A 26,380-nucleotide genomic window follows, 5' to 3' on the forward strand; every position below is an offset into this window, starting at 1 on the left:
ACATTGACCGATACCTAAAAAGTATCGGCTTTTTTTATAGTATAAATATATTGCACAAAATACTCATGGCAAACCTTGAAAGAAACCGTATAATGAGAGTGTAAAAAAGAAACGGAGGAATGAAATGATGAAACAGCTTATTGTGACAGGATTAACGAAAACATTTGGTCAAGGGGATAATATCGTTCATGCTTTATTAGATGTGAACTTGTCCGTTGAAAAAGGTGAATTTCTGGCAATTATGGGGGCTAGTGGTAGTGGAAAAACAACACTTCTCAACTGTATTTCAACGATTGATAAACCAACATCAGGTGAGATTCGATTTGAAGATTTTGACATCATCCATGCCAAGGAAAATGAACTAGCTGACTATCGTGCTAAAAACATTTCCTATATTTTCCAAGCTTACAACTTGGTGGAAACCTTGACAGTTTATGAAAATATTGTTCTACCTCTTCAAATTCAGGGGAAAACTATCAAAAAACATCAGGATAAGATTGAGGAAATTTTGGATAAGTTGGCCATCCAAAACTTAAAAGATAAGTTTCCTAATCAGTTATCAGGTGGTCAGCGGCAACGCGTGGCAACTGCTAGAGCCTTGATTGATGATTCTAAACTGATTATCGCAGATGAGCCGACAGGAGCCTTGGACTCTGCCAATTCTGAAAAACTGATGGTACTTTTGCAGGAAATCAATAAAAGTTTTGGTATTACCATTTTACTGGTTACGCATGACCCTGCCGCAGCCAAGTACTCTTCACGGATGGTGCTACTTAGCGATGGAAAGATTATGGATGATTTGGAACGTAACAGCTTATCTAATGAACAGTATTTGCAAGAGATTTACAGCCGTACCAGATAGGAGGAGGAGAGTATGTATCCAAAATTGATTTTACGAAATGTATTTCGAAATTTACAGACCTATACCATCTATTTTTTCAGTCTGACCTTGATTTATAGCTTGCTCTACGCTTTTAATGCTTTACCAAGCCATCCAGTGATGCAAAGTTTATCAGGAGCAAAGGAAATGTTAACGACGGTGATGAGCCAGTACATGGGCTTGCTTTCCTATCTGATTCTATCGGCGATTGCCTTTCTCGTCGTTTATTCCACAAACTTTGTCCTGGGACGGCGCAAGAAAGAGCTAGGACTTTATGCAACGCTGGGAATGAAGAAGAAGCAGATTATCCGTACCCTGTTCTTTGAAACCATGCTGGTCAATATCTTTTCCTTGATTCTAGGTTTCTTGCTTGGAGTGATCTTACTGGTCATTCTAGCTAAGATTGCATCTGAGTTTTTTATGGCCAATTACTTTGGTAGTCTGCTTTTCTTTGATAGCAAGTCTGTCATCTTACTAGTTTATTCCTATTTGGTAACCAGTTTTATTGTTGGTGTCATGGACATTCTTACCTTTAGAAAGCAAAATATCATTGCACTCATTCAAGAAAATGGGGTCAAGAAATCTGTCTTGGCAAAAGGCAAGCCTGTTCTTCAAGCACTTCTCTTTATTCTTTCGACAGCTGTTATCGGTTTTGGTGCTCTCTATTTTTCAGACTATCACCATCTATCACTCTTGAAAAGCTGGGGTATCTTGCTGGTATCTGTCTTCGTGATTTTTGTGATTTTATTTTACAATACCTTGAGCCATTTTATCTTGGTTTCCCTTAGAAAACTACCTCAAACCTACTATAACAAACTAAACAGTTTTAAAATTCGTCAATTTTCAAAACAAGCTGATAGTAATTCGGTCACGTTGGCTGTCTTATCCTTGACCTTGACACTGGCTCTCAGCTTACTAGTTTTTAGTGGTAGTGCCTATACGACTATGAACCGAGAGCTGAACAAATACTCACCTTATGACGTATCTGTCAATCTTTATCGTGGTCAAGAGTTCCAGTTTTCTCAGGAATCTGTCAAAGACAGATTGAAAGAAGATGGATTTGACTTTAACCTCTTCAAAGAGGAGTACAGCTATCCTATCTATTCTAGTGATTTAACCTATAAAGATTTGATTGATACTAGCAATCTCTGGGCGCATGATAAGGAACTTCCTAAATCAAAAGTACCGATTTTAGGAATTTCTGCCTACAATCATCTCCGCAAACTGCAAGGTGAAAGAGAGGTTGACTTGGCAGATAACCAATTTCTGGTCAATGCTAACTATAAAGGAACTGCCAAGCAGATTCAGGACTTTCTATTAACGAGAAAAACCCTCATGATTAACGGTTATTCTCTTAATCTTGCGTCTTCAAAGCCACTTGAAACAGTTTACTTTTTATCGTCAGTGGGTACAAATGACACAGGAACCTTAATTGTACCAGATAAGGTAGTAGTTGGATTGATGGAAGACCACACGACCTATGTTGCCAATTTCAAAGAAAATATCGACAAACGGAAAGTAGAAACATTCTTAAGTCAGTGGATAGAAAAATACTACTTCACTCGTGATGGAGCAGAGTTGAATCCGTTCACCTATCAAACGAAAGGAAGAATTTTTGAGATTTATCTTGGATTTATGGGCGTCATCGTCTTTGTCATGATTTTTGTCAGTGTTATTTTTATCATTATTTCCCTCAGTATCTTGTCACTTCAAACTTCTACAAGTTCTTTGGATAGTGTCAATGATTATCAAATCTTATACCTTCTTGGGAATAAGAGAAATCAAAATCGCTCTATTCTTTTGCAACAGATTCTAAGTTATTTCTTGGTTCCGCTGGTTATCGCTGGTCCGCTAGCACTTGCCTTGAGTACAGCTCTTTTGGGCTATTTTGAGAATTTCGCTAATACCAGCATTTCTATTGATATCACCTATCTGGGAGTAGCGGTTTTACTCTTTGTCCTTTACCTGCTAGTGACTTACAGAGTAAGTTGGCAAATTATTGAAAATTAAGTCAAATACCAGAGTTGCCTATCCGACAATTCTGGTATTGTGTTACAATGATATTAAAGTAGTTCAGGAAGTGGATACTTATGAAACAGTTTGTCAAATTGATCTCGAAAAACTCACTTTTATTGTGGTGGTTGACGATTTTTAATCATCTAACTTTGATGATTTATATTTATTATAGGATTCCTCTGGACTTTTCGACAGATTTTTCCTTACAGATGGTTTTATTGCTGATTATTGCTTTAATTGTATTTAGCTATATTTGTAATATTGTGACCTTTCGGTATAGTGAGTTGAAACTTTGGTTGCTCCTGATGATGTTTCTCATTAGCTGGCAATCCATATTTAATCAAGGAGTTGCGAGCACCCTGTTGCACTTTTTTGATATTCTTCATCCGCTCAACTCTTTTTTATTGGTGTATAGTTCTCTGTCTATTATCTTTCTGGGAGAGAAAATAGGAGAAGAACTGTTGAGTGTGTCCTTTGTGTTGACACTAATCACCATTAGTTCGTATCTGTTAAGTCCTTCAATTTTTCTATTTCTGTCCTTGTTTGCGTCTTTCTTTTTAAACCTTGTTCCCTTGATTTTACTGATTTTATATCATAAAGAGTTGAAAAGCAAACTCAAGTATCAGAGACGAAATTTGTGGATATTAGCTTTGATATTGCCTCTTTCTTATTTCTTTTTGTATATCAATACGACGGGCTCAGGAGTGATGAACCTAGTCTGGTATCTAGAAATTCTTGGTATCTTAGCTTTTGTACACTTCAAAACGATTGTCAGCTCTCTTCAAAAAAAGGTATCAGAGTTGAAATTGTCCTATATAAAAGCTTTTTCACACTTGTTTTTACTAGTTATATTTTTGTTAGTAGGTATTTTCATCATCTTTCGTCTAGACTTAAACACGAGCTTTTTAGTCTTGAATATCATGTTACTATTGTTCGGGATTTGTTCGGAAGAATTGATTCGCCTCTTTCGTTCTGCTGAAATGCTAGATGCTAGGGATTATGTAAAAGTTCTCTTTTTAAAGCGTAATCGTATGGTGAAAAGTCTGCTGGCAAATGAAGACACAGAACAACAGTTCTCCGAATTTCTTCACAATGAAATCCTGCAAAATGTGATGGCGATAAAAAATTTCAATCAATATAGTAGCAATCAAGCTTTTGGTGAACAGATCAATCTGGTGACAGAGGAGTTGGTTCAGCGGATTCGTGAGCGGATGGATTATTATCAGCCAATGGTAGAAACAGACGAGCAGTTAGACATCCAGTATCAAGGGCTGATTAATCGGATTGTCAAGCGCTATCACGCAGAAAATGAAGTCGTCACACAGTTTCCTGACCACTTTAGGCTTTTATCTCCTTACGATAAAATTGCCTATCGTCTGGTTGAGGAGTTGGCGACCAATGCCGTTAAGTACGCTAGTGGTGGAACGATTTCTTTGAAGATTGATGTGAATAATGACGCTATTTTTATCATTTCTGAAAATGACTGCCTTCAAACAGAAAAATCCTTAGGTTATGGCTTGAAAAATATGTCTAATAAAATTAGTGTTTTAGGTGGTCAGATGCAGATTTTTGAAAATAATAAGAGATTTCGTGTAGAAATTTCTCTCCCGATTGATAAGGAGTTGTGTTATGAAAATTTTGTTAATTGATGATCATAAATTATTTAGCCAAAGTATCAAGATGATTTTAGAGTTATCGGAAAACATTAAAAAGGTCCAGTTAGTGGATAATTTTTCGACTATTTTGGAGATTGCTTTTAATGACTACGACATTATTTTGATTGACATCAACCTGACGAGTCTGTATCAAGATGATGGGCTGACCTTGGCACAAGAGATTATCGATAATGGTTGTTCTAGTAAGGTTGTAATTTTGACGGGATACAGCAAAAAGATGTATGAACACCGAGCTAAAGCTATGGGGGCTTATGGCTTTCTGGATAAAAGCATGAACCCAGATGAGTTGGTGAAAAAACTGGAAAAGATTTATCTAGGTGGTAAGGTCTTTTCAGATGAAGTGATGGTAGAGGTGCTAACACCACGAGAAATCGAGATACTAGAATTGGTTAGAAATGGCTTGACCATTGATGATGTCTGTGACAAGGTCGATGTGAGTAAACGTACAGTTTCCAATCACTTGGCCAATATCTTTTCAAAATTTGGAGTGACTAACAGGCAGGAGGCGATTCATATCGCTGAGCAGTTGGGCTATTTTCCACCAGATTAAAAAGTTGCAGAAGATGCAGCTTTTTTAATTTATTTACAAAAATTGCACATATTACTCATTCTAATAAACGGTAAATTTGATAATCTATTAGTAATTAAGGAGGAAATCATTATGTCTATGGTATCTGAAAAATGGTTTGTATAAGAAACTTTATCAGACGGATTACTAATTTTGTAAGTTATATTGGCCACCTTCGGGTGGCATTTTTACTTCTGTGATACTTTTTTCAAGATTTATCTGCTATTCTTGACCTAGTTTTTATAGAAAGAAGGTCTAAGATGTTAAATAAAGTCAAAACTAAAGCCTTAATTAGTGTTGGAGCAGTAGGCGCAACTAACTTTATTCTCATGATGGGATATACTGCTGGTCAACATTCTACTGCCAAACAAAGTCGAAAAGAAATCGAATTGGCTGTAGCTAAACTTGTAGAGGACAAACAAGCAGAAGATAAAGCAAGTGTTTTATCATCAGATACTGTAAAAGAATTTTTGACACAGTACTATACGAAAGAAAAACTAGGGGAAAATAATACACGTATTCAACCTTATATGACTGAATCGGCTTATTCTCAAGAATTGACAAGTCAAAACGATGCCATGAACCAAGTGTATAAGGACTATATTTTGGATTATCATTTTGAAAAAGCTGATATCTTTGTCAATCAGACTACGAATCAAGCTATTGCCATGGTGTCTTATAATGTAACCTATGTATCTGATTTAAAGAATGCCAACCAATCAAAGACAAACCAAACATAAACCCGAACGGTTAAATTGTCCTATTCTAAACTACCTGGTAAGTTATTGGTCAATCAAGTACAGGTTTGGAAATCTGGGTTAGATGAACTAGATAAGGCAACTTCTAAAACTTTAGAAGAATCCTCATCTGTTCCATCATTGCCGAATACTACGACAAAATGATGATATTTTATGAATATAGAGGAATGTAAGCAAATTTCAATTTTTGATGTAGCCAATCGATTAGGTATCTCCTTTAAACAAGTTTCTAGCAGTGTCTATGAACATCCTGAACATGTTGAGTGTGTAGCTTTGCTTGTGCGAGCTAATTCATCAGTGAAGTAGATGTTCGGCAAATGCTATAGCTTTCGTAGACTGAGGATATTACGACGAAATAATACGGTAATTCCGAACCGCTGAGTGTGTAAGATTGCTTATAAAAGCGTAAAAACCTTGTAATGAATCAATAATGAAAAGCCTTGATTGCAAGGCTTTTTTGCGTTTTTGTGATAGAATACAGTTAGTTATAAATAGAGAGCCAATAAGAATCAGTAAAAATATTATTTATTAAATAATCAAGCTAGCGTAGACGAACTGGATAGGTTACTAGTGAAAACTGCAAGATGTGATGTGAAAAGAATCGGAGAGTGCTTGATGGATTTTAGTAGTAAGATAGCCATAAATAAAGGCTGGTCAGATGATAAAAAATATTGTGTGACAGATCAAAATCAGCAAAACTATTTCTTGCGTATTTCTGAGAAGAAAAAATTGGGTTCTAAGAAATTTGAATTTGATATGATGAAGAAAGTAGCTTATCTTGGAGTTCCGATGTGTAAACCAATTAGCATTGAACTCTGCGATGACGAAGTACATTCTTTACACGAATGGATAGACGGGAAAGATGCAAGAGAAACCATTTTAACTGTTTCGAAAGAACAACAATACACTTACGGAGTAGAAGCAGGAAATATACTTCGAAAAATTCATTCACTTCCTGTTACAGAAGTTCGTGAAAATTGGGAACCCTTTTATAATCGAAAAATTGATGACAAAATCAAAAAATACAAAGAATGTCCCGTTCAATACGAAAATGGTCAGATTTTTATTGATTATTTAAATGCAAATCGAGAATGGTTAAAAGATAGACCTCAGGTTTTCCAACATGGGGATTATCATATCGGAAATTTCATGATTGGAAAAGATGGTAAAATTTATGTCATTGACTTTGATCGATTTGATCTTGGAGATCCTTGGGAGGAGTTCAATCGTATTGTATGGTCTGCTCAAGTTTCTCCCTCTTTTGCGTCTGGTATGATAGATGGATATTTTGATCATAAGGTTCCGGATTTATTTTGGAAGCTTCTCGCTATCTATATTCTAAATAACATAGTTGGTGCACTGCCATGGGCTGTACCATACGGAGCTGAAGAAATATCAGTAATGCAACATCAAGCTAAGGAAATTTTAGAATGGTATGATGATATGAAGCAAATCATTCCTAGTTGGTATTTGATTGAGAAAAAGGCTTAATAATAAAAGAGTTTAAATATCAATTTGAAAAAATGTCAAGATTATTTGCTCATATTATAACGAATTCAATTCTTTATTAATACCTATCGAGAATTATCTTGAAACTTGGAATGTTGTTTTGGAGTCAAGTTACATGAAAGAATATATTTTAAATTTAGAAAAAGAATTCTCTTTAATAGATAATGGATTTAAAGAAGAAGAGAAAAGAGCTCTTGCTGATTATCTATCAAACGATAATGTGTATACCAAAGAATTAGCATTTTTAGCTTTTAAATCCAATGTATATCAAGTTAGAATGTACAGTGTATTTCTCTTTGGCCATTTGTCATCGTATGAAGAAATTTTGATCTTTATGAGGGATGAGGTTTCAAAGGATGACAATTGGAGAGTTCAAGAAGTATTAGCAAAAGCATTTGATGAATTTTGTAAGCAAACAGGTTATGAAAAATCTCTTCCGGTTATTGACGACTGGCTACAAAATAATAATCCAAATGTCAGAAGAGCTGTTACAGAAGGTTTGAGAATATGGACGAGTAGACCATATTTCAAGGATAATCCAGATGAAGCTATTAAACGAATCGCAACATTAAAAGAAGATTCTAGTGAATATGTTAGAAAATCAGTTGGTAATGCTTTGAGGGATATTAGCAAAAAATTTCCAGACTTGATTAAAGAAGAACTTGATAGTTGGGACGTTAAGAGTAAAGAGATTCAAAAAGTTTACAAGTTAGCAAGTAAATTTATTAAGTGACAATTATCAGCTACAAAGTTGGAAAAATGGTAACTATAAAATATTTTCAATCTAAAGTTTAATTTTAAACAACAACTCTATCCCTTTCGTTCTATAATATAGATGTTGACTAACTCCATACGTGGAGTGTGTAGCTTTGCTTGTACGAGCTGATTAAACAAGGATGTAGCTAGTGAGAGTCTTAAAGTAAGGAGTCTAAACATGAAATTCCATGAATTTGGTGATAAGAATTTGCCTCCTATCTTACTGATACATGGTGGTCGCAGTTCCTGGTGGAATTATCTTCGTCAAGCAAAAATCTTGTCAGAAGAATACCGTGTTATTTTACCTACTTTGAATGGACACGGAGAAGAATATCATCTCGATTATGTTTCTACGGAAGATTCTGCTTTAGAGATCCTAGACTGTATCGAAGCAAACTGTGGCGGGAAGTTGTTTGCGATTGGTGGTGTTTCACTTGGTGGTCAAATTGCCATGGAGCTTTTGTCTTTAGACAGTGAAATTGCTGAGAAGGCCATCATAGACGGAAGCCTCTGTATTCCTCAACCAAGGTTAGCCAAAATCAGCATCTTTCTAGTGTCTCTATTTGGTAAACTGATGTTCAATAAATTCTCTTGCAAACTTCAGTTAAGCATGATGAACAAATTCTATCCTAAACTGGCTTATCCAGAGGAACTAAAAGCTTATTATTTGGATGATCTGCCAAGGACGCCTGTCAAAACATTAGTGACTATTTACAAAACCTATATGGGGCGTTACAAACTGAAGGATACGATTTCTGCTAGCAAAGCTCAGGTTTTATATATCTATGGTGAAAAAGAATTAAACTGTGTGAAAGCATCGGCGAAATTATTTCAGTAGCTACATCCAAATACGATTTTGTATGAAGCAAAGGGCTATCATCACGGCTATTTATCAGCTTACCTGCCTCAAGAGTGGGTTGATTTGGTTGAGCCTTTTTTAAAGAAGAAATAAGGAAAAATAAAGATGAATAGAATAGTAGACGATCAGATAACGCTTATTCCTTATTATAGAAATGATGACATCTCCCTTCTTTGGTATCAAGATAGTGAGGTTTGCAAACAAGTAGATAATACTGATCAGATTTATAATCTAGCAAAACTTCATAAAATGTATGATTACCTAACTTCACATGGTTCTTGCTATTATATCCAATATGAAGGAGTGTTAGTTGGAGATGTGACACTCCAAGATAACTCGGAACTTTCTATAGTTATCAGCAAAGAGTATCAGAATTTACAGATCGGAAGACGATGTGTTTCTGAAATGATACAGCTGGCGAAAGAACAAAAAATGGTAAAGGTCTCTGCACAAATATATCCTTTTAATACTCAAAGTCAAAGAATGTTTTTGGCTTTGGGATTTCAGAAAGTAGATGAAGAGTGGTATGAATATAAGTTGATATAGAACAGTTGTATATTTCCATACATATTAAGAATATAATCTGCTGTTTATAAAATAATGTTCATGAAAAAAGAGATAAAAGGTACCTACTGATCCATGGACAAGAGTTTTGTTCAGAAATCTAAAAATGAAGAGAACACCAACAGATGATTTTTTGTTGGTGTTCTCTTTATGTGATTACTTTTTGGTATCTTTTACGAATAGATATATTGTATAAAATAGGAGGTATATAATATGATGACTTATGATGAAGTAATGGAAGCGATAGAAAGAGGGTTTATCAAGGGAGATAAAATCAGTATTATTCGGCGAAATGGCAAGATCCATGATTATGTTTTACCAGGAGAGAAAGTAGAACCTGGAGAAATAGTGGAAGAAGAGAACTTAGATATTGTCCTTGAAGAGTTGAAGGGGTCCGGCAACCGAAGGGCGCTAGCCTTCAAACTTTCCTCCCAAAATGTGTCCAAAATATTGACATAATTCCAAACAATGTGAGGCACCGTATCTGATACGGGAAATTTAGAGTTTATCTAAAAATATGATACTAGGACTTTGCGAGCTCAGATAGTGTACACACACTATCGTTAAAATAGAAACATCAGTAAAGGTCAGACTGACACCTTTTGACTGATGTTTCTATTTTATTTTGGGGAGAATCCCCAAACCCCTATAAAATAAAAATTTTATCAAATAAACTATTTTACTATTTACTACACTTAAAATAACAGAATAATACAAATGAAATTTAGTCTTAATAATTTAAGGTATCCTATAACCATCAACAGTGATGTTGAAATAATTCAAAGGAGGAAGCTATTCATGAGTACAATACTACGAGCGTGTAATTTAAGTAAATCGTTTGGTTCACAAGAGGTGTTAACTAATATCAATTTTGACATCCAATCAGGAGATATAGTTGGCTTGATTGGAAAAAATGGATGTGGGAAGACTACTCTAATGAAGATGATATTGGGTCTCACATCACGAACTGAAGGTGATATTCAATTTGAAGGTGATTCGAATTATCATACTAAAAGAAAGGCTTTAAATAAAATTGGTTTCCTCTTAGATTGTAGGTTGTTTGAAGATTTCTCTGCATATGATAATTTGAAATTATTCTCTATGTATTCTTCAACAGTTAATGAAGAAAATCTAGATGACCGAATTGATAGGTTGTTAAAATTTGTTGGTTTAGATAACAGTAAAAAACTAGTAAAATCTTATTCGTTTGGTATGAAGCAGAGATTGGGTTTGGCGCTGGCATTATTAGATGATCCTGAATTCTTGATTTTAGATGAACCATTTGTTGGTTTGGATCCCTCGGGGGTTAGAGTCCTTCTTGATTATATTGTAAAGTTACGTCAAGAAAAGGGTGTTACAATTTTAATCTCATCACATCAGTTACATGAAATTGAAGAAATTTGTGACTATTTTTTATTTATAAATGATAAGAGAGTTGAAACACATTCTAAACTAGGAGAAAATCAAATAGTTATTACTTTAGGGAATGTGGTGCCAGAGTTGGAACATAGTTTAAGAGATATGGTTGATATGAAAGAAAATCAGATAACTTTACCAGAAGATATGTCACTACTGAACTCAACATTAAAGCTTATTTACAGATATAACGGTGAAATAAATGATATCACAATAAATGATTCTATAGAAGAATTATTTAGGGGGTGACAAAATGAACTCAATCATTTTAGCAGAACTATATAAATTACTGAAACGAAAAAATTTTATTGTATTAGCGGTACTATCTTTGTGGTCATTGATTTACGGATTGGGTGCTTTTTTGCATTGGGATTTTGTAAAGATTGGTGCTAAGTTAGATTTGGTTACCTTTATTACAACGATGTGGACGTTTTTATTGATATTAACTATTCCATTATTATTAATCTTATACACCTCTTCCTTTATCTTAGGAGGAGAAATCCAAGGAGGGCAAATTTTACTAGAAGTAAATCGAGTGTCTAGTAAGAAAACGTTAATTATTTCTAAATATATTGTTGTCATTTTATCAATTTTATTTTTATATGTACTGAACTGTTTATCATCACTAATCACATATATTTGTTTTTTATCTCGAAGTGAGTTTGGCTATGTGAATTTTTGGAAGTTGCATCCTACAAATATGCAATCAATAATAATTAGTTTAGTAAATTTAGGTTTCATTATTTTATTGGCTAGTGTAGCTTTTTACTTATCATTATATGTTTCGGCAATAGTAGCTGCATTTGCAAGTTTAGGTGTTTACTTTTTATGTCAATTATTGTCATATGTTACTATTATTTCTAAATTTGTTCCAGGATATTTTTTTGTTGTATCTAATTATCGTTTTTCGTTTGGATTATCTATGGTCCATTTGCTAAGCTATCTTTTCATCTGTATGCTATTATTGATGGCTACCATGAAAGGATTTGAAAAAAAAGCACTGTGAGTGATATAATACTCCAAAAAGGAATTTATGGAAGCGGATGTATAGAATAGCAATTTGTGATGATGATAGTCTACACGTTAGTAATTTAGAAAATCACATTTCGAGATATTTTGATGAGCTTAACATTCAATATGAGATTGACGGTTACTATAAAGGAGACCGTCTAGTGAAATCAATGAGAGAACAGATGGATAACTATCAATTGATATTTTTAGATATTGAAATGGAGGGTCTCAATGGTATTGAAACTGCAAAATTATTGAGGAGTTTGGACAAAAGTTTCATCCTAGTCTATGTTACAAGTTATGAGCAATATGCTTTAGAGAGTTTTGAAGTATCACCATTTCGATATTTAATAAAACCAGTATCTATTGAGAAACTGAGAGCTGTTCTTAAGGATGTTCTTGTGGAGTTAACTGCAAAACAGAAATTTCTGTTTTATCAAGTAGGTATGGAGCATTTTCAGGTAAACTTGGATAATATCGTGTGCTTGTACTCGGAATTTGGTAGAAAAATTCATCTTGAATTGGTTGATGGTCGTAATGTGTCGTTTTATGGGAAAATATCGTCAATTGAAGAAGGTCTGCCCCAAACCCATTTTGTCAGAGTCAATAGTGGCACTATGATTAACCTGAATTATGTTACATCACTTAATCGAAGTGATGTAACGATGATAAACGGTGATTGTATTACCATTAGTAGAAGTCGTAAGAAAATAGTAATATCAGCTTACAGTCAGTTTATTGAGAGGAGTTTTGGGTTATGATTAACTTATTTAATTCAATTGGACTCCTCTCTCTTTTTTTATTTCAAAGCTTTATTATTTGGATTTATTTACAGCATTTTTTTGTCATTAAAATTTCTAAAAATAAATTCTATTGTTTTATTTTAGGTGTTTATTTCATTGGTAGAACGTCTATAACAGTTAATCACGATACCATTATTGATTTTAAATTTTTTTCTTTGTTTTTCACATTCTTGATATTGTTCTTTTTTTTATCAGGGGATGTAATGAAAAAAATATTTCATTACTTATTCTTGATTTTTTGGTTCCTGATTCAAGAAGATATTACAATTTTATTGTTGAATCATGCGCAACAGACGAGAGCGATTGTTATTTTTGTCGTTCAATTTTTATTGATGCTATTAACGCTTTTATTTATACTTGGATTAAAGCATTTTAAGATAGATAATTTATTAGGTTTGAATAAAATAGAGTACGCTATTTTATCAGTCACTCCTCTGTTGTCCATCATTCTATTGATATATAAAGTTTCACCACCTATAGATAAAGTTCTTATATTTGATAGCTATTTATTATTAATAAATATTGTTATAATTGTACTTTATAATTACTTGAGCGAAAAAAATTATAACCTTATCAAAAACAAAATAGTCTTTGACGAAAATAGTATGACTTGTGAAATTATAAAACAGGAAGAAGAATTGGCAACTCTTAGACATGATTTAAAAAATATAGTTTCCTCAATAGATTTTTACGCAGATAGTAGTGATTATAACAATATCAAGGTGATAACTAGAGAGATATTGGGACAAGAAGTATTTAATCGTAAAATCACAGGATGTATACCTATTGATGCAGTGCTAAATCAAAAAATATCTAAGATGAAAAAAGATGGTATTCCATATAGCTTAGATTTACAAGTTCCATATAATTTAGATCTAAGTGCTATTGCTATTGATTCGTGTGCTATTCTGGGTAATATTCTTGATAATGCTATAGAGGAAATTGAACGTAATAACTTAGATGATCCAATTGAAATAGCTTTGCGTTTTAAGAATAACAAATTAGTTTTTAAAGTTGCCAATCCAATCAAAGATTCTAATGTAGATGTTAATTACGATGGAATGAAGTCGATAAAATCTCCTAACCGGCAAGGTATAGGGATAAAAAGTAGTTATGATCGGGCTATGAAATTGAAGGGACATTTAAATATTACTGTTCAGTCAAATCGATTTATTGTATTGGTTGTGATTCCGCTAAGGATGAACTGAGTCTTTATTGGGAAATCTATATTCAAACTCTGCTAATGGGCAGAGTTCTTTTTCTAGGGTGTCTTACAGATGGTTTATTGGTACAGTATGATAATCGTGTCTTTTCTCCCAAAATGTGTCCAAAATATTGACAGAATTCCATGACAGAACTTTGTACCAAGAATTAAGTAATAAGTTTCAAATCCCTGCTAGAAAAGATCATTTGATAGATGATATTGAAGGACGAAAGATTAGACTTGCGGCTGATATTATTTGTGGTAGAAAGCAAATTGTTAAGTTTCACGAAAATGATTATGAAAAGTGGAGAGAAGATTATGAACTTGTTCGTTCCAATTTAAACCTTCATTTTTGTGGCCTAACACAAGGCGCCAACAATCAATACTTATCACTACACTAAATATTTAGATAGGATTGATTATTTACTTTTTGATCTAAAATGTTATTTTAGAGGACAAGAGACTCCGATGATTGCTGCCTATCAAGGTGAAGAGACAGAGATTTGGTTAAGGCAGTTTAGTAGAGATTTCAAGTATTTCACTGATAAGATGAAGTTGAATGCTTTCGTGAATGAAAACTATGAAGTTTTAGGTATCAGTAAAGCACAATCAGAAATTATTCAGAGAATCATTTCTAGAAAGGAGATTTCAGATACATTAAATCTGTTCATGGAAAATATGTTAAACTTAAATCGGAAAGGTATATTCAGTTGAAAGGAGAACTCATGACACCGCAAGAAATGTGGAATCAATACAAGAAAATTAACGCCTCTATCGGAGATGAGATAGAGGCCTGGGCTTTTGGAGTGGAAGCTGATCTCTTGGCAGACTTGGTTTTAAAAGGCGTAAAGACGGCAACCGCTTCAGCTTACGACCTTTATGCACTAGAGGATGAACCCCTTCCGCAGGAAGGTACATTCGATGTTATTTTAGACAGTCAAGATCAAGCTGTCTGCATTGTCGAAATTACAAAGGTTTCCGTTGAACCCTTTAATCAAGTGTCAGCTGACCATGCCTTCAAGGAAGGGGAAGGTGACAAATCCCTAGCCTATTGGCGTCAGGTTCATGAGGACTTTTTCGCCGAGTGGCTGAGGGAGGCAGGACTGACTTTTACACCTAACAGCAAGGTTGTTTTAGAAGAATTTCGCAAGGTTTATCCATTATAGAACATGAGAGTGGGACAGAAATCAGTAATTCGTTAGAATTCGATTTCTGTCCTACCTCCGACAGTTGAGTAGGGCTGTAAAAGCTGATGAAATCAGCGTAGTAGAGCTCACACAACCACTGCGTCTTGTTCAACAATCCAAAGACAATTGAGAGGCTAGGACTTTTGTCCCAGCCTCTTTTGAGATATGATATCATAAAAAAAGGGCTACTTAAGATTTCGAAAGAAGAGCTGTCATCGACACAAGAGACAACTCTAGAAGAGTTAGATGAAATGTCTGGAGTTGTTAAGCAACTAACGTGTGGGGAAGCAGTTGCAGATTTAATTGCCTATGCTTTCCTAGATGATATGGAGTTAAATTGGGAATTTTCTGTGAAATAAAAAGAAGGTAGCTGTGATAAATGCCGATATTAAGTTATTTTTAACCTAGATTTTTCTACAATAATTATTCTTTAAATATATAATAAAAAGCCCTTGATATAGGGCTTTTTAGCTGGATTCAAACTATAATAATACTAACCAATGTGAATCGTAAGAGGTTTATTAAGAGCAACGGCGATTTTGCTCATGGTTTCGATGCTAGTGTTATTTCCCCGCTCGATACGTGCAATGGTAGATTGTGGAACATGTGATAGGTCTGCTAGTTCACGCTGGCTAAGCCCAGCTTTTTGACGTGCGTTGTAGACAGCTAGAGCGCTCTCCAAGACAGCTTTTTCTGACAAATAGCCAGATTTGAAGTCATCATTTTTCAATTCTTCATTCAAAAAATTATCAAATTTAATGGTTGCCATTTTCGTTCTCCTCAAATTCTTGTTTTAATGCTTTAGCGTGTTTGATTTCAGCAGTAGGGGTCTTTTGTGTTTTCTTTGTAAATCCATGCGTAATGATAAAGCGGTCATCAACAACATGGAAATAAAGTGCACGCTGAATGTTACTTGATACCTTAGAACGGATTTCAAAAATGTCACTGTCTAACTTTTTAACCCATTCCATGCGTTGGGCTTCCAATAAGCCCTGCTCTTGAATCATGCTGATAGTCGCTAGGAGTTTCTGCCTGTCTTTTATCGGTAAGTTTTGTAAAAACTCGATAAATTCATTCCGTCCGTTTGTACGTGTGTAAAATTCAAATTTTGGGTGTTTCATTGTATCTCAATGATAGCATATATTGTTCATTTGTACAATCATCAATAGTGTGAACTTTTGGGTATAATATGGCTCAATTCAGTGATTTTTAGGGTAAAATTCACACTATTCAGATGAAATTAGTTCAAATCAGTTGTAAATTGGCTTTTGAACAGGCTCTTTTGAGATATGATATCATAAAAAAAGGGCTACTTAAGATTTCGAAAGAAGAGCTGTCATAGGCACAAGAGACAACTCTAGAAGAGTTAGATGAAATGCCTGGAGTTGTTAAGCAACTAACGTGTGGGGAAGCAGTTGCAGATTTAATTGCCTATGCTTTCCTAGATGATATGGAGTTAAATTGGGAATTTTTCCAAGCTAGTGACTCTTAATAGTAGAAATTAAAAAAGCACTTAAAGTTTTTTAACTTTGAGTGCATTTTTTGTTACTTTTTGGTATCTTTTACGAATAGATATATTGTAGAAAATAGGAGGTATATAATATGATGACTTATGATGAAGTAATGGAAGCGATAGAAAGAGGGTTTATCAAGGGAGATAAAATCAGTATTATTCGACGAAATGGCAAGATCCATGATTATGTTTTATCAGGAGAGAAAGTAGAACCTGGAGAAATAGTGGTAAAAGAGGACTTAGATGTTGTCCTTGAAGAGTTGAAGGAGTTCTAAAATGATGCAGCTTTTAAGTAAGATGATTCCTATGGTCTCGTAAAAGGGATACAAGAGTGATATAATAGTGATGTTAGTATGATTTTATGGACATGGTGGTTGGGATGATGATAACGATAATTTAATGTTCAGCATATTGAATTATTTTCTTGAAACAATAGGATAATTGAGGTACTTATATGGAAAAAAAGGTTGCGGTGAGGGCATCGCGAATATCGAAAGAATTTAGAATAACTAACGAGAGAGTGAATAATGTTTTAAAAGGGGTATCTTTTGTAGCACATTATGGAGAGTTTATTTCTATTCTAGGAATTAGTGGTTCAGGAAAATCCACATTGTTAAAGTGTCTCTCGAGCCTTTCATTACCAACAAGTGGTGAAGTAGAAGTTAATGGAATTAATCCATATCAATTGAATAATAGCAAACTAGCCAAATTTAGGAGAGAAGATATCTCTTTAATTTTTCAATCTTATAATTTATTGCCAGCACTACCGGTGCTTGAAAATGTTGCGCTACCTTTAAGATTATCTCATAAAAAGGTAGATAGAAAACAAATAGAAAAGTTACTAGACAAGATGGCATTTACTGCTAATCTAAATAGTTCAATTAGTTCTTTATCGGGTGGGGAGCAACAAAAAGTAGCTATTGCTAGAACCATACTCGCAGATAGTCAGATTATTTTTGCTGATGAACCAACTGGTGCATTAGATAGTATTTCACGTCAGAAGATATTTGATTTACTAAAAGACTTGGTGAGGCAAGGGAAGTGTGTCATTATGGTAACGCATGATATTGAACTAGCTTCACGTACAGATAGGTCATTAATACTAAAAGAGGGAAAAATTTTTCAGGATTTACAAAACCCTTCAGCAGATGTATTATATCAGGCATTAGAGTCCATACCGGCTGAGTAACAGGAGGACGATATGCTTACATTAATTTATTATCAGTTCCGCTATACTAAAAAGCAATGGTTAGGAACAATACCTGTATTTTTAATTTCGAGTATTTTGGTGGGGACTTGTTTAACAATCGCTAACAACATTTCTGCCAATCCGATACTGTTTCAAGATGTTGGAACTCCACTGCCCATATTTGTAGGTCCAATTATTTTTGGTGGCTTAACTTTATTATTTTTAATATCAAGTTCGATTCAGTTACTGTTAAATTATTTTAAGGAGGACTATCAAACTTGGAATAAATTAGGTACTAATAGGAATCAACTGGCTTTCTTAGTTGCAGGGCAAATCACAATTATTTCCTTTTTGGTCAGTATTGTTGGAAGTTTTATCTCCATTTTTGTTGCTAGATATTATTACAGTCTAGTTCAACATTTAGCTGGAAAAGCACAACTACCTAGTATTCCCATCGTTTTTGATTTTAAAGCTTTTTGCCTCACCATATTGTTAATTTCAATATTAGCTTTTTGTGGTAGCTTTATACATACACGTAAAATCTTAAATCAAGTTATCGAATCACAAGAAAATGATAATTTAAAAAGACGTAAGTTATCTAGAGTAGCTAAGCTAGGTGGTACGACCATACTATTCTTCCTATGGGGATGGTTAGCATATGAATTTTTTTACCCTCCAACTTCTCTATCAGGTGATGACTTAATATTTAAGTTGGACGATAATATTTTAGTCATATTAATACTTCATATTATTATGATTCATTTTCTTTCCCCAGAGTTACCAGAGTTTATCGTAAAATTGTTATTTAGAAAAACTCATAGTTATAGTTCTACATTAGCTAAGTGGCAAGTTCTTGAAAATCGTTCGTATCTAAAGTCCCTATCTTCTTCAGTAATGATGGGAATAGTGCTGATTTCTGGATTTTTGATGTACTCTGCTGTTTCATATGGTGATTTAGCAAATCAGTCTCAGCAGGCTAATGAAACTAACGCAGTATTACTGCTCTTTGTAGCAGGCCCTATCTTAGTTATTCTTGCAAATATCATTACCATTACGATACTGTCCTCATTTGCAGAAAAAAGGGTTGTTCAACAGTGGAATGTACTTGGCATTTCCAAATCACAAAGATATTTTGTTCGTCTGTCCGAGGCGGGGATTTACAGTCTTTTGATTGTGATTATTTCTTCAATTTTCAACTCTATATATTATGTTTTATCGCTTCAACTAGCTAAAGCTATTAGTGTAAAAGTAACTAGTAGTGCAAATGCTTATCTCTATACTTTGCTAATCTCAATTCTTATGTTTCTTTTTCTAGTTATAACAAAGGTATCTATAGATAGTAATGTTGATAGAAATACAAAAGAAGTTTAATTTTCAAACATCATTTTCATAAAGAGTAGAAAGTTGAAAAATTTCACTACTGTAAGCTATAGCATGTGCATCTGATATAGAAAATAAGAGAATTTATTGGCTCATTTTCAACTGAACGGAGTAACTCATTTTAGGATGGTGTTTTTTGTTTAGATTGGTTGCTTCGATAAAGCAATCTGCTTTCTCGCTTAATCTGATTGTTAGCATTTACGAAATTTGGTTGAAAAAATATAAAAAAGTGAAATAAAGTATCCTCTGAGTTTCGAAAACAAGACCTGTTATGATATACTTATATCAAGGTTAAGGAATGAGGTTTCTCCCCTCTCCTTAACCCCACCATTGTTGTTGTAAGGTTAGACGAGATTTCTCCTCTCGGAACTAACATAATCTTTTCATTTCTACTAGTTATGAACAGGGACATCCCATAAACATAACTGTACTTTCTGTTTTTAGTGTTGTTAGGTTTCTCCCCTAACAGATAAACTAAAAATAGTCATTGTTTTTCTTCTTTGTAGAAATAATACTAGGAAAACGAGGTAGTCCATTGAGACTTGCCTCGTTTTTTGTTGTCTCGTAAAGGTTACTTTAAAAAAACCATTGGAACAACAGGAAGTTCCAATGGCCACAACAACAATATTTTTCATAAAAACAATGACTTGTATCTAGGAAAAATCCTAAATCAGCCATAACGACCTTGTTTTTTCCGCCGACATTGATACCGCGGAGTAAAAGTGCATAACGCTTGTGTGCTCCTTACAAATATATCTATTATTTCCAAACTAACTGTTAGAGTTTCTAATGTAAATCATCCGTTTTTCTTTCACGGCTTCTCCTAGGTCAATGACCTTTTCCTGACCGTCAAAAACAAAACCTATTTTTTCATAAAAGGCGATGGCACGTTTGTTATCTTCTAAAACCCATAATATAATCTCTTGATAACCATCCAAGGCAGCAAAAGCAGCTTGTATGAGCTGCCGGCCCACACCCTTGCCATAATAATCTTTTAAGACATACAAGGCGAAAATTTCACCCGCTATCGTAGCTGAATCTCGAAAATCACCGTAGCTAACAAAGCCGACCACTTTAGCATCATCCAATGCGATTAAGGTATTTTCAGGATACTTTTGACTATAAAACCGGCACTTATCCAAAGTCATTTGTTCTTGAAAATCCGCGGGCAAAATCTCATCATAAGCTTCACGCCATGTCTGCCAATGAACTCTGGATTTCCCTTCTATCTCCTCAGCTGTCACCATTGGTTTGATTGTGATGACCATTTGTTTCCTCCTTGAATAAATCTATCTCAATTATTCCGCCTGAAAACCATTTCTATCTAATTTCCCATTTTCTCCCCAAACTACTACATAAACATTTTTGGGTAAGCTAGTAAAATCAACATAGTCAGTTAGTCTCGCACCTTCAGGAACCTCGCCTTCCAGAAATAGATACATTTCTAGTCTAACTTATTGATTGTGTTATTTCAAGGGTAGGAAATCAGAATAAGAGTGTTATTATCTCAAAAGTCAACCTATGTCACTAGGTTGCGACACCTATATAAAATAGCCTATCATGGCTTCATGGTAGAATTTAAAGATTATGAAAATACACAGGAACTAGAAGGCTGGTACAATTGGCCAGTTAGGGCCTCTAAAAAGATAAAATCCATTAGGGCAATCAATAGTGTCATCTCTTACTTTAGGAGACATCGATTAAAGAGAACGCTAATCATTAGCTATACTTTACTGGGTACAATGGTATGGACAGCTACGACTGGCTATTTCTCTCCTAAACGGGTTACTTACACGGAGACACAGCTGCGAGCGACGCAAACCTTTGGTAATGGCCTTGGAAGCATCACAGCAACCTCTATGACGTATTCACCATCTAATGGAATGGTCGTTATGGAATTAGCAACATCAGATGCGACTAGTGCTATTCAGAAAGGAATCAATACTGAAAATCTTGATTGGCAAGTTTTCTTGCCAAGTAGTGTCAAGAACCCAGAAGCAGTGACTTTAGAAGTTATTCCGTTAACTGGAGATAAAGTGTATCTGGTTTTGCGTAATGTTCCTTCAGATTATACGCTCATGGTTATTCGAGCGACCAATAAGACGCCAAACTCTAACAGTCTAAAGTTGGATGTTCAAGAATATGACGATTACTTGTCATCAAGTAGTAATTCAGTTTTCAATCAGAAAAAACAAAAAGATAATGATTTTAACAAGACCTATGTTGATTTCTTTGTAACTCCTCAAAATGAACTTCTCAAAAACAAGTATGTTAAGAATTTATCACGTGAGAAGTTTGCTCTTAATATTTTCGAAGAGGAGTTGAAGTATCAAAAAGGTCAACGGAAAGAACTTCTGAATTCTGCAAAAACACTTGATGACAGTGTCAAGGAAGATACTAAGACATTGGAGCAGTTGAAGCGTGAGTCAGAATACTTGGTCGGTAACGACTTAACCGATAAGCAGAGTGATATGGAAGCTATCGAGAAAAGTATGGACTCTAAAGAGAAGGATGGAGCGAAAGCGCGTGAAAATGCTGCTTATGTTCAGACAATCATTGAACAGATTGAAAAGAATATCAAAGCAGTTAAGAATGGTACTTACAAGTTTAATTCACCAGTACGATCAGTAAAACAAGATATTGGGGAATAAATATAAAAAGGAAAGAAAGGACTTTATTAACGATTATGACAATTGACGAACAACGCTACTTACTTAACCAAGATTGCCTATTGATGAAATATCAGCGAGGTAACGCTATGAATGAACCCCTTCAAATTTTTAGAGGGAAATGGGCAGACGGTTTAGAACGCCTACACCAAATCATTGATAAAGAAGTTGGTTGGAAGAACTTTCGTAGTTTTGTCTCAAGTAACGTTCATCATGACGCTGAAACATCCATTGAGGTAGTCAAGAAACACTTGAACCAATGCCGTATTGAATGTACGGACCTTTTGGATATTGATTTTGGAGAGAAAGGTTCTATATGTATTCAGAGGAATCAAGTAGAGCTTTTGACTGAGAAATTCCGTTATTTCCTTTATTTTGAAAGTAATATTCAACCAATGATGGATATTGACTTCTAGGAGGTACTGGATGAATCAAGAAGAAAATCAACAACAAGAGGGGAACTGGGGACTGCCTCGTGGTCTTTACACACAGGTAAAGTACTACGGTGTTCCGGTAATGAAAGCCTTCATTATAGTAGGGAGTTTTGTTTTTCCGCTACAATTCAGGGATATATTTTTCCCTAGAGGGCAAGAGTTGAAGTTCCTAATCAATTTACTCTGTACAATGACTTTAACGATTTATTGGATGATCCCTTCTTCGTCTGGTGGAAATAAGTTCTGGGAATTTATTCATGCACACCGTCGGACAAAGAAACGTTATTATCCAATTGATAAGAACTGTTACCCAGAGTTGAGAGATGATGGCTCGAAAAACCGTCGCTACTTAATGGATAAGGCTGCAGAACGTTTAGGAAGGAAGTATAAATAGATGAAGGAGAGGACTAACCATAATCTTAGTAAGACTCCTTATATTGACAAATACACAACAGACCTTACTGAGAAAATCAGACCCAAGCGTCAAGATTTTGTGGCTTGGGGTAGACAAGATGAAATCAGACAAGTCTTTATCTCACTGAATCGATTAGAAAAAAACTCTCCTGTACTAATTGGTGAAGCTGGTGTAGGTAAAACAGCTATTGTAGAAGGAATTTGTGCGGATATTCTTAACAATAAAGCCCACGTCCCAACACGTTTCCGAGGTAAGCAGGTTAAGCAACTAGAATTATCTGCTATCCAAGGGAAAGAATTTGACCATACTGGTAAAGAGGTGAACATCATTGCTAAAATGGACGGGTTGATTAAAGAGTTTATGGCTCATAAAGATGAGTTTATCCTCTTTATTGATGAAGTGCATACCATTATGGGAACTGGGGTTGAGGGAAGTGCTCTTGACGTCGCTAATAGCTTGAAACCAGCCTTATCTCGTGGGGAAATCTATCTTATATCAGCTACCACAGCTGATGAGTTTATGATTATTGAACGAGATCCTGCAATGGAACGACGTCTACAACCAGTTTACGTTGATGAACTGGACAAAGAGGCATCTATTTTGGTCTTAAAAAAACGTCGACCAAAGTACAAACGAGAACTTGACATTGAGATTCCTAATGATGTCATTAAGGCGGCAGTGGAATTATCTATTCGTTATATTACGGATAAAATGCTTCCAGATAAAGCTATTGATATTATTGATGAAGCTTCAGCGACTGCAAATATAGATGGAAAATCAGAGATTACCTTAAGAGATATTGCGAATGTCATTCACCGTAAAAAAGGTATTCCAATGGAAAGTCTACTACGCACGTCTTCAACTCCAGTGGATTTTGCGGAAGGGATGCGTGCTGTTGTTAAGGGGCAAGATCATGTGATTCGAACCATAGCACGCCTTATGTATAAGGGAATCCAGGGAGGACAGAACAAGCGAAGACCTCTTGGAACTCTTCTTCTACTTGGAACAACTGGTACAGGTAAAACTGAATTGGCGAAACAAGCAGCCAAACAACTGTTTGGTAGTGAAGAAGCGATGATTCGGCTGGATATGTCAGAATACATGACAGATAATGCCGTTGTTCGTCTTATAGGAAATGACGAACGAAAAGGTGACTTAACGGAAAAAATTAAGAAGAATCCCTACTCGTTAGTACTATTGGACGAGTTAGAAAAGGCTCATCCAGATGTCTGGGCTTTGTATTTGCAAATGCTTGATGATGGACATTTGACTGATGGACGTGGACGAAAAATCAATTTTAAGAATACGTTCATCATTGCAACATCAAACGTGGGTCATAAGCGAATCAAAGATAAATATATCACCTCTGGTCAAACTTTTACAGAAATGAACAAGACTGACTATAAAGAGTTCATGAAGGACATGAGAGACGAGTTAATCAAGATCTTTAAACGTCCTGAATTTATCAACCGTTGGAAAATTGAAGTGACTAATATCTTGACGAAACAAACCATTGATAAGATTGTCTATTCAAAAATGGCAGTGCATGAGAGTAGTTGGTTTAAAGAGCATCATATCCTTATTAATTATGAGGATGTTAAGGATGGTAACCAAACTATCGATGGCAAAAAATACTTTTATGAATATCTTAGTAGTGTCGGTGTTAGTCCAGAAGATGGAGCAAGGCCTTTAGAGAGAACTATTGATGAAGTGTTAACTGATGAAATCTTTGAGCAATTGTATTTCCTTGGGCGAAAGCCACAAGATTACTTTATGGTTGATGTGTCTTTATCTGGACATGCACCAGGAACGTTTGCGTATGGGAACTCAGGTAGAAAGACCGTTCAAGATAGACGTCAGACACATATTAGTGTCAAACGGATACCTCCAGAGGAGTATGGTAACTATTTGCTTACTTCTTAAGGGGTGTCACTAGGTTGTGACTCGTAGATGGACTATTGTAGACTACAGATATTAAAATTTTAAGGAGGCTGTTTTGAAAGAAAACACATTTTTGAACAACGTGAAGACAAAGGCATCAACACTAGGAATGACTGCTTTGTTGACGTTAAACTCTGTATCACTTGCTTTTGCGGAGCAAACTGGAGGAAAAGCTACTAACCCAGCTAATGAGGCTACTAATACGCTTAATGATGTTTCAGGTATGTTGCGACTTGTATTCCCAGGGATAGCAATAATATCTGGTTTACTTGCATGTATATTGATGATGATGGGTGACAAGAAACGAACGGAAGCCCTTGACCGACTCTTGTGGATTGCGATCGCACTATGTGTTGGTTCGGCACTTGCTTCGGTTGTTGAATATCTTTGGCAACCCAAATAAGTAGTTAAGAGGTATACTTTATGGAAAAAGAATTACTTACCATAAAGGGGAATCGCAAGGTATTGTTTCCCGATGCCTTGTTTCTTTATATCGAGTGGAAAGGCAATGCAAATCCTAAAAAGGATGAAGAGTTAGCGGATATCATTGATGACTTAGATACTGAATATTTCCCTAGTAATAAAAAGGAAAGTATCGCTCAAAGTCTACCATTTCTAACTTTTAAACAAGCAGAATTACTTTTTCGAGAAATCAAAAAGCGTTATTCTGAATTTACCTTAAAAGGAATTGCCCTTGCTAGTCAACCGATGGAACAAAATGGTCGTGTCACACGACCAACAACGGGAGTCCCTAGTATTGAAGGACAACCTCAGATTACCCCTTTTGTTATTACGAAAGATTATAAGGAACTCGTTACCCCACTCATCGAAGAAGCACACCGTGATAAACGGTTTGAGAAAACAACATATGAAGGGATCTCCAACTTTTTCAGTGGTCCAATGGGGTTGCTTCCATGTTATGCTGAAAGTTTAGGCTTGTCTCTTGTTGATATGCCACCTTATCCAAAACCAGGAACGATTGAAGGAGAACTTCCAAATCGTCTTATGTCGAATAAGGATAAGTATAAACAGTCAGTTGCTGGAGCCAAGAAACGGAAGGAGAAAACAGGCAGAGTGTATGAAGATGAAGAAGTAGGACCACCAAGTAAGTTGCCATTGATTTTGGCTATTGTCTCTTGTACGTTGTCGGTGTTCTTATTGTTGATGCTAATGGTCTACAATAGCAATTTCACGCGCGTCAAGAAAGAACTTGTGGCCACAACAGATAAAGTTGAGCGTCTTATAATGATACAAGATCATGAACATGAGATTGATGTTATGGCTCGCTATTTCTTGTCATACTATTATTCAGGAGACAAGGATAAGCTTAAGGCTTACTTGGATAATAACGACGCTAAATTTACTAACCCAGAGGTAGCGACTGTTTCTAGCACAATGTTGGAGAAAGTTGAACTCGTTAAGAATGAGAAAGATACCTATGAGGTTACATACGTTGTTGGTACAACGGATGAGGCTCAAAAAACGACAGTTCGTCGTGTTACTTTCAATGTTAAGAAAAAACCATCAGCTACTCAAGGTTGGGTAGTTACATCTGAACCGACAACAACAGCATTTGCAACGCCAACATCTCCTTCTACTGAAACTTCAGCTGAAAACAAGGAGGGATAACCT

At 35.1% G+C, this 26,380-nt stretch carries 27 protein-coding genes and 2 pseudogenes; 26 read left to right on the forward strand and 3 right to left on the reverse strand.

The features are described from left to right. Nucleotides 1-127: 127 nt before the first annotated feature. The 17 genes and pseudogenes from A6J31_RS00635 (at nucleotide 128) to A6J31_RS00710 (ending at nucleotide 15,186) form a co-directional block, all read left to right on the forward strand. Nucleotides 128-862, forward strand: a complete 735-nt coding sequence (locus tag A6J31_RS00635; protein WP_080610218.1) for an ABC transporter ATP-binding protein — start codon at nucleotides 128-130, stop codon at nucleotides 860-862. A 12-nt stretch (nucleotides 863-874) separates the two neighbouring features. Then, nucleotides 875-2,890, forward strand: a complete 2,016-nt coding sequence (locus A6J31_RS00640; RefSeq protein WP_080610219.1) for an FtsX-like permease family protein — start codon at nucleotides 875-877, stop codon at nucleotides 2,888-2,890. An 80-nt stretch (nucleotides 2,891-2,970) separates the two neighbouring features. Then, the gene (locus A6J31_RS00645) at nucleotides 2,971-4,545 is read left to right on the forward strand and encodes a sensor histidine kinase (RefSeq protein ID WP_073689037.1); all 1,575 of its coding nucleotides are present in this window, start codon (nucleotides 2,971-2,973) and stop codon (nucleotides 4,543-4,545) included. After that, nucleotides 4,526-5,122 carry a response regulator transcription factor gene (locus tag A6J31_RS00650; RefSeq protein ID WP_080610220.1) on the forward strand — a complete coding sequence of 199 codons (597 nt, stop codon included), beginning with the start codon at nucleotides 4,526-4,528 and terminating at the stop codon, nucleotides 5,120-5,122. The genes A6J31_RS00645 and A6J31_RS00650 overlap by 20 nt, the downstream gene beginning before the upstream one ends. Before the next feature lie 278 nt (nucleotides 5,123-5,400). Beyond that, nucleotides 5,401-6,042, forward strand: a pseudogene (locus tag A6J31_RS00655) (peptidylprolyl isomerase). A 471-nt stretch (nucleotides 6,043-6,513) separates the two neighbouring features. Further along, nucleotides 6,514-7,389, forward strand: a complete 876-nt coding sequence (locus A6J31_RS00660; protein ID WP_080610221.1) for an aminoglycoside phosphotransferase family protein — start codon at nucleotides 6,514-6,516, stop codon at nucleotides 7,387-7,389. A 133-nt stretch (nucleotides 7,390-7,522) separates the two neighbouring features. Then, nucleotides 7,523-8,140: a DNA alkylation repair protein gene (locus A6J31_RS00665; protein WP_080610222.1), complete on the forward strand. Its 618-nt coding sequence runs from the start codon at nucleotides 7,523-7,525 to the stop codon at nucleotides 8,138-8,140. 201 nt (nucleotides 8,141-8,341) lie between these two features. Further along, nucleotides 8,342-9,115, forward strand: a pseudogene (locus tag A6J31_RS00670) (alpha/beta fold hydrolase). A 12-nt stretch (nucleotides 9,116-9,127) separates the two neighbouring features. Beyond that, nucleotides 9,128-9,568: a GNAT family N-acetyltransferase gene (locus A6J31_RS00675; RefSeq protein WP_073689056.1), complete on the forward strand. Its 441-nt coding sequence runs from the start codon at nucleotides 9,128-9,130 to the stop codon at nucleotides 9,566-9,568. 231 nt (nucleotides 9,569-9,799) lie between these two features. Further along, on the forward strand, nucleotides 9,800-10,045 hold the full coding sequence (locus A6J31_RS00680) for a Paratox (RefSeq protein ID WP_105291371.1): 246 nt from the start codon (nucleotides 9,800-9,802) through the stop codon (nucleotides 10,043-10,045). Between the two features lie 339 nt (nucleotides 10,046-10,384). Then, the gene (locus tag A6J31_RS00685; RefSeq protein WP_080610223.1) at nucleotides 10,385-11,251 is read left to right on the forward strand and encodes an ABC transporter ATP-binding protein; all 867 of its coding nucleotides are present in this window, start codon (nucleotides 10,385-10,387) and stop codon (nucleotides 11,249-11,251) included. 4 nt (nucleotides 11,252-11,255) lie between these two features. Next, nucleotides 11,256-12,008, forward strand: coding sequence for a hypothetical protein (locus A6J31_RS00690; RefSeq protein ID WP_080610224.1), 753 nt, complete (start codon nucleotides 11,256-11,258; stop codon nucleotides 12,006-12,008). Nucleotides 12,009-12,045: 37 nt separating this feature from the next. After that, a complete protein-coding gene (locus A6J31_RS00695; RefSeq protein ID WP_080610225.1) occupies nucleotides 12,046-12,774 on the forward strand; it encodes a LytR/AlgR family response regulator transcription factor in 729 nt (242 codons plus the stop codon). Then, nucleotides 12,771-14,024, forward strand: a complete 1,254-nt coding sequence (locus tag A6J31_RS00700) for a GHKL domain-containing protein (protein WP_080610226.1) — start codon at nucleotides 12,771-12,773, stop codon at nucleotides 14,022-14,024. The genes A6J31_RS00695 and A6J31_RS00700 overlap by 4 nt, the downstream gene beginning before the upstream one ends. Nucleotides 14,025-14,175: 151 nt before the next feature. Beyond that, complete coding sequence (locus tag A6J31_RS11645; protein ID WP_225791527.1) at nucleotides 14,176-14,421, forward strand: hypothetical protein; 246 nt, start codon at nucleotides 14,176-14,178, stop codon at nucleotides 14,419-14,421. Nucleotides 14,422-14,488: 67 nt separating this feature from the next. Beyond that, nucleotides 14,489-14,734: a hypothetical protein gene (locus tag A6J31_RS11650; protein WP_225791528.1), complete on the forward strand. Its 246-nt coding sequence runs from the start codon at nucleotides 14,489-14,491 to the stop codon at nucleotides 14,732-14,734. Between the two features lie 11 nt (nucleotides 14,735-14,745). Continuing rightward, entirely contained in the window at nucleotides 14,746-15,186 is a 441-nt protein-coding gene (locus tag A6J31_RS00710; protein WP_080610227.1) for an ASCH domain-containing protein, read from the forward strand. Nucleotides 15,187-15,700: 514 nt separating this feature from the next. Here A6J31_RS00710 and A6J31_RS00725 read toward each other — a convergent pair. Together A6J31_RS00725 and A6J31_RS00730 are read right to left on the reverse strand one after the other, a co-directional pair. Continuing rightward, complete coding sequence (locus A6J31_RS00725; protein ID WP_073689102.1) at nucleotides 15,701-15,976, reverse strand: helix-turn-helix domain-containing protein; 276 nt, start codon at nucleotides 15,974-15,976, stop codon at nucleotides 15,701-15,703. Beyond that, a complete protein-coding gene (locus A6J31_RS00730; RefSeq protein ID WP_080610229.1) occupies nucleotides 15,963-16,328 on the reverse strand; it encodes a type II toxin-antitoxin system RelE/ParE family toxin in 366 nt (121 codons plus the stop codon). Before A6J31_RS00730 ends, A6J31_RS00725 begins: the two co-directional genes overlap by 14 nt. A gap of 481 nt (nucleotides 16,329-16,809) precedes the next feature. Between A6J31_RS00730 and A6J31_RS00735 the strand changes: the two genes are divergently transcribed. From A6J31_RS00735 to A6J31_RS00745, 3 genes are all read left to right on the forward strand, one after another. Further along, nucleotides 16,810-16,995: a Paratox gene (locus A6J31_RS00735; RefSeq protein ID WP_080610230.1), complete on the forward strand. Its 186-nt coding sequence runs from the start codon at nucleotides 16,810-16,812 to the stop codon at nucleotides 16,993-16,995. A 179-nt stretch (nucleotides 16,996-17,174) separates the two neighbouring features. Next, complete coding sequence (locus A6J31_RS00740; protein ID WP_073687230.1) at nucleotides 17,175-17,909, forward strand: ATP-binding cassette domain-containing protein; 735 nt, start codon at nucleotides 17,175-17,177, stop codon at nucleotides 17,907-17,909. 12 nt (nucleotides 17,910-17,921) lie between these two features. Further along, on the forward strand, nucleotides 17,922-19,280 hold the full coding sequence (locus A6J31_RS00745; RefSeq protein ID WP_080610231.1) for an FtsX-like permease family protein: 1,359 nt from the start codon (nucleotides 17,922-17,924) through the stop codon (nucleotides 19,278-19,280). Between the two features lie 779 nt (nucleotides 19,281-20,059). Here A6J31_RS00745 and A6J31_RS00755 read toward each other — a convergent pair. Further along, the gene (locus tag A6J31_RS00755) at nucleotides 20,060-20,557 is read right to left on the reverse strand and encodes a GNAT family N-acetyltransferase (protein WP_080610233.1); all 498 of its coding nucleotides are present in this window, start codon (nucleotides 20,555-20,557) and stop codon (nucleotides 20,060-20,062) included. Nucleotides 20,558-20,857: 300 nt separating this feature from the next. On the opposite strand from A6J31_RS00755, the gene A6J31_RS00760 reads away from it, so the two are divergent. From A6J31_RS00760 to A6J31_RS00785, 6 genes are all read left to right on the forward strand, one after another. Continuing rightward, nucleotides 20,858-21,940 (forward strand): hypothetical protein, encoded by a 1,083-nt coding sequence (locus A6J31_RS00760; protein ID WP_225791529.1) that lies wholly within the window; start codon nucleotides 20,858-20,860, stop codon nucleotides 21,938-21,940. A gap of 35 nt (nucleotides 21,941-21,975) precedes the next feature. Further along, the gene (locus tag A6J31_RS00765) at nucleotides 21,976-22,374 is read left to right on the forward strand and encodes a hypothetical protein (RefSeq protein WP_080610235.1); all 399 of its coding nucleotides are present in this window, start codon (nucleotides 21,976-21,978) and stop codon (nucleotides 22,372-22,374) included. A 10-nt stretch (nucleotides 22,375-22,384) separates the two neighbouring features. Next, entirely contained in the window at nucleotides 22,385-22,786 is a 402-nt protein-coding gene (locus A6J31_RS00770; RefSeq protein ID WP_002887310.1) for a hypothetical protein, read from the forward strand. Then, nucleotides 22,787-24,730 carry an AAA family ATPase gene (locus A6J31_RS00775; RefSeq protein WP_080610236.1) on the forward strand — a complete coding sequence of 648 codons (1,944 nt, stop codon included), beginning with the start codon at nucleotides 22,787-22,789 and terminating at the stop codon, nucleotides 24,728-24,730. It abuts the gene before it with no gap. 73 nt (nucleotides 24,731-24,803) lie between these two features. Further along, a complete protein-coding gene (locus tag A6J31_RS00780) occupies nucleotides 24,804-25,151 on the forward strand; it encodes a hypothetical protein (RefSeq protein WP_080610237.1) in 348 nt (115 codons plus the stop codon). A gap of 20 nt (nucleotides 25,152-25,171) precedes the next feature. After that, nucleotides 25,172-26,377 (forward strand): hypothetical protein, encoded by a 1,206-nt coding sequence (locus A6J31_RS00785; protein WP_080610238.1) that lies wholly within the window; start codon nucleotides 25,172-25,174, stop codon nucleotides 26,375-26,377. The last annotated feature ends 3 nt before the right edge of the window (nucleotides 26,378-26,380 follow it).

It is taken from the genome of Streptococcus sp. FDAARGOS_192 (assembly GCF_002073815.2).
Taxonomy (GTDB): domain Bacteria; phylum Bacillota; class Bacilli; order Lactobacillales; family Streptococcaceae; genus Streptococcus; species Streptococcus salivarius_H.

Excerpts from the sequence above, each read along its gene's own strand:
- A6J31_RS00635 (WP_080610218.1), top strand. The coding sequence starts at position 128 with ATGAAACAGCTTATTGTGACAGGATTAACGAAAACATTTGGTCAAGGG.
- A6J31_RS00640 (WP_080610219.1), top strand. The coding sequence starts at position 875 with ATGTATCCAAAATTGATTTTACGAAATGTATTTCGAAATTTACAGACC.
- A6J31_RS00645 (WP_073689037.1), top strand. The coding sequence starts at position 2,971 with ATGAAACAGTTTGTCAAATTGATCTCGAAAAACTCACTTTTATTGTGG.
- A6J31_RS00650 (WP_080610220.1), top strand. The coding sequence starts at position 4,526 with ATGAAAATTTTGTTAATTGATGATCATAAATTATTTAGCCAAAGTATC.
- A6J31_RS00660 (WP_080610221.1), top strand. The coding sequence starts at position 6,514 with ATGGATTTTAGTAGTAAGATAGCCATAAATAAAGGCTGGTCAGATGAT.
- A6J31_RS00665 (WP_080610222.1), top strand. The coding sequence starts at position 7,523 with ATGAAAGAATATATTTTAAATTTAGAAAAAGAATTCTCTTTAATAGAT.
- A6J31_RS00675 (WP_073689056.1), top strand. The coding sequence starts at position 9,128 with ATGAATAGAATAGTAGACGATCAGATAACGCTTATTCCTTATTATAGA.
- A6J31_RS00680 (WP_105291371.1), top strand. The coding sequence starts at position 9,800 with ATGATGACTTATGATGAAGTAATGGAAGCGATAGAAAGAGGGTTTATC.
- A6J31_RS00685 (WP_080610223.1), top strand. The coding sequence starts at position 10,385 with ATGAGTACAATACTACGAGCGTGTAATTTAAGTAAATCGTTTGGTTCA.
- A6J31_RS00690 (WP_080610224.1), top strand. The coding sequence starts at position 11,256 with ATGAACTCAATCATTTTAGCAGAACTATATAAATTACTGAAACGAAAA.
- A6J31_RS00695 (WP_080610225.1), top strand. The coding sequence starts at position 12,046 with ATGTATAGAATAGCAATTTGTGATGATGATAGTCTACACGTTAGTAAT.
- A6J31_RS00700 (WP_080610226.1), top strand. The coding sequence starts at position 12,771 with ATGATTAACTTATTTAATTCAATTGGACTCCTCTCTCTTTTTTTATTT.
- A6J31_RS11650 (WP_225791528.1), top strand. The coding sequence starts at position 14,489 with ATGATTGCTGCCTATCAAGGTGAAGAGACAGAGATTTGGTTAAGGCAG.
- A6J31_RS00710 (WP_080610227.1), top strand. The coding sequence starts at position 14,746 with ATGACACCGCAAGAAATGTGGAATCAATACAAGAAAATTAACGCCTCT.
- A6J31_RS00725 (WP_073689102.1), bottom strand. The coding sequence starts at position 15,976 with ATGGCAACCATTAAATTTGATAATTTTTTGAATGAAGAATTGAAAAAT.
- A6J31_RS00730 (WP_080610229.1), bottom strand. The coding sequence starts at position 16,328 with ATGAAACACCCAAAATTTGAATTTTACACACGTACAAACGGACGGAAT.
- A6J31_RS00735 (WP_080610230.1), top strand. The coding sequence starts at position 16,810 with ATGATGACTTATGATGAAGTAATGGAAGCGATAGAAAGAGGGTTTATC.
- A6J31_RS00740 (WP_073687230.1), top strand. The coding sequence starts at position 17,175 with ATGGAAAAAAAGGTTGCGGTGAGGGCATCGCGAATATCGAAAGAATTT.
- A6J31_RS00745 (WP_080610231.1), top strand. The coding sequence starts at position 17,922 with ATGCTTACATTAATTTATTATCAGTTCCGCTATACTAAAAAGCAATGG.
- A6J31_RS00755 (WP_080610233.1), bottom strand. The coding sequence starts at position 20,557 with ATGGTCATCACAATCAAACCAATGGTGACAGCTGAGGAGATAGAAGGG.
- A6J31_RS00760 (WP_225791529.1), top strand. The coding sequence starts at position 20,858 with ATGGTAGAATTTAAAGATTATGAAAATACACAGGAACTAGAAGGCTGG.
- A6J31_RS00765 (WP_080610235.1), top strand. The coding sequence starts at position 21,976 with ATGACAATTGACGAACAACGCTACTTACTTAACCAAGATTGCCTATTG.
- A6J31_RS00770 (WP_002887310.1), top strand. The coding sequence starts at position 22,385 with ATGAATCAAGAAGAAAATCAACAACAAGAGGGGAACTGGGGACTGCCT.
- A6J31_RS00775 (WP_080610236.1), top strand. The coding sequence starts at position 22,787 with ATGAAGGAGAGGACTAACCATAATCTTAGTAAGACTCCTTATATTGAC.
- A6J31_RS00785 (WP_080610238.1), top strand. The coding sequence starts at position 25,172 with ATGGAAAAAGAATTACTTACCATAAAGGGGAATCGCAAGGTATTGTTT.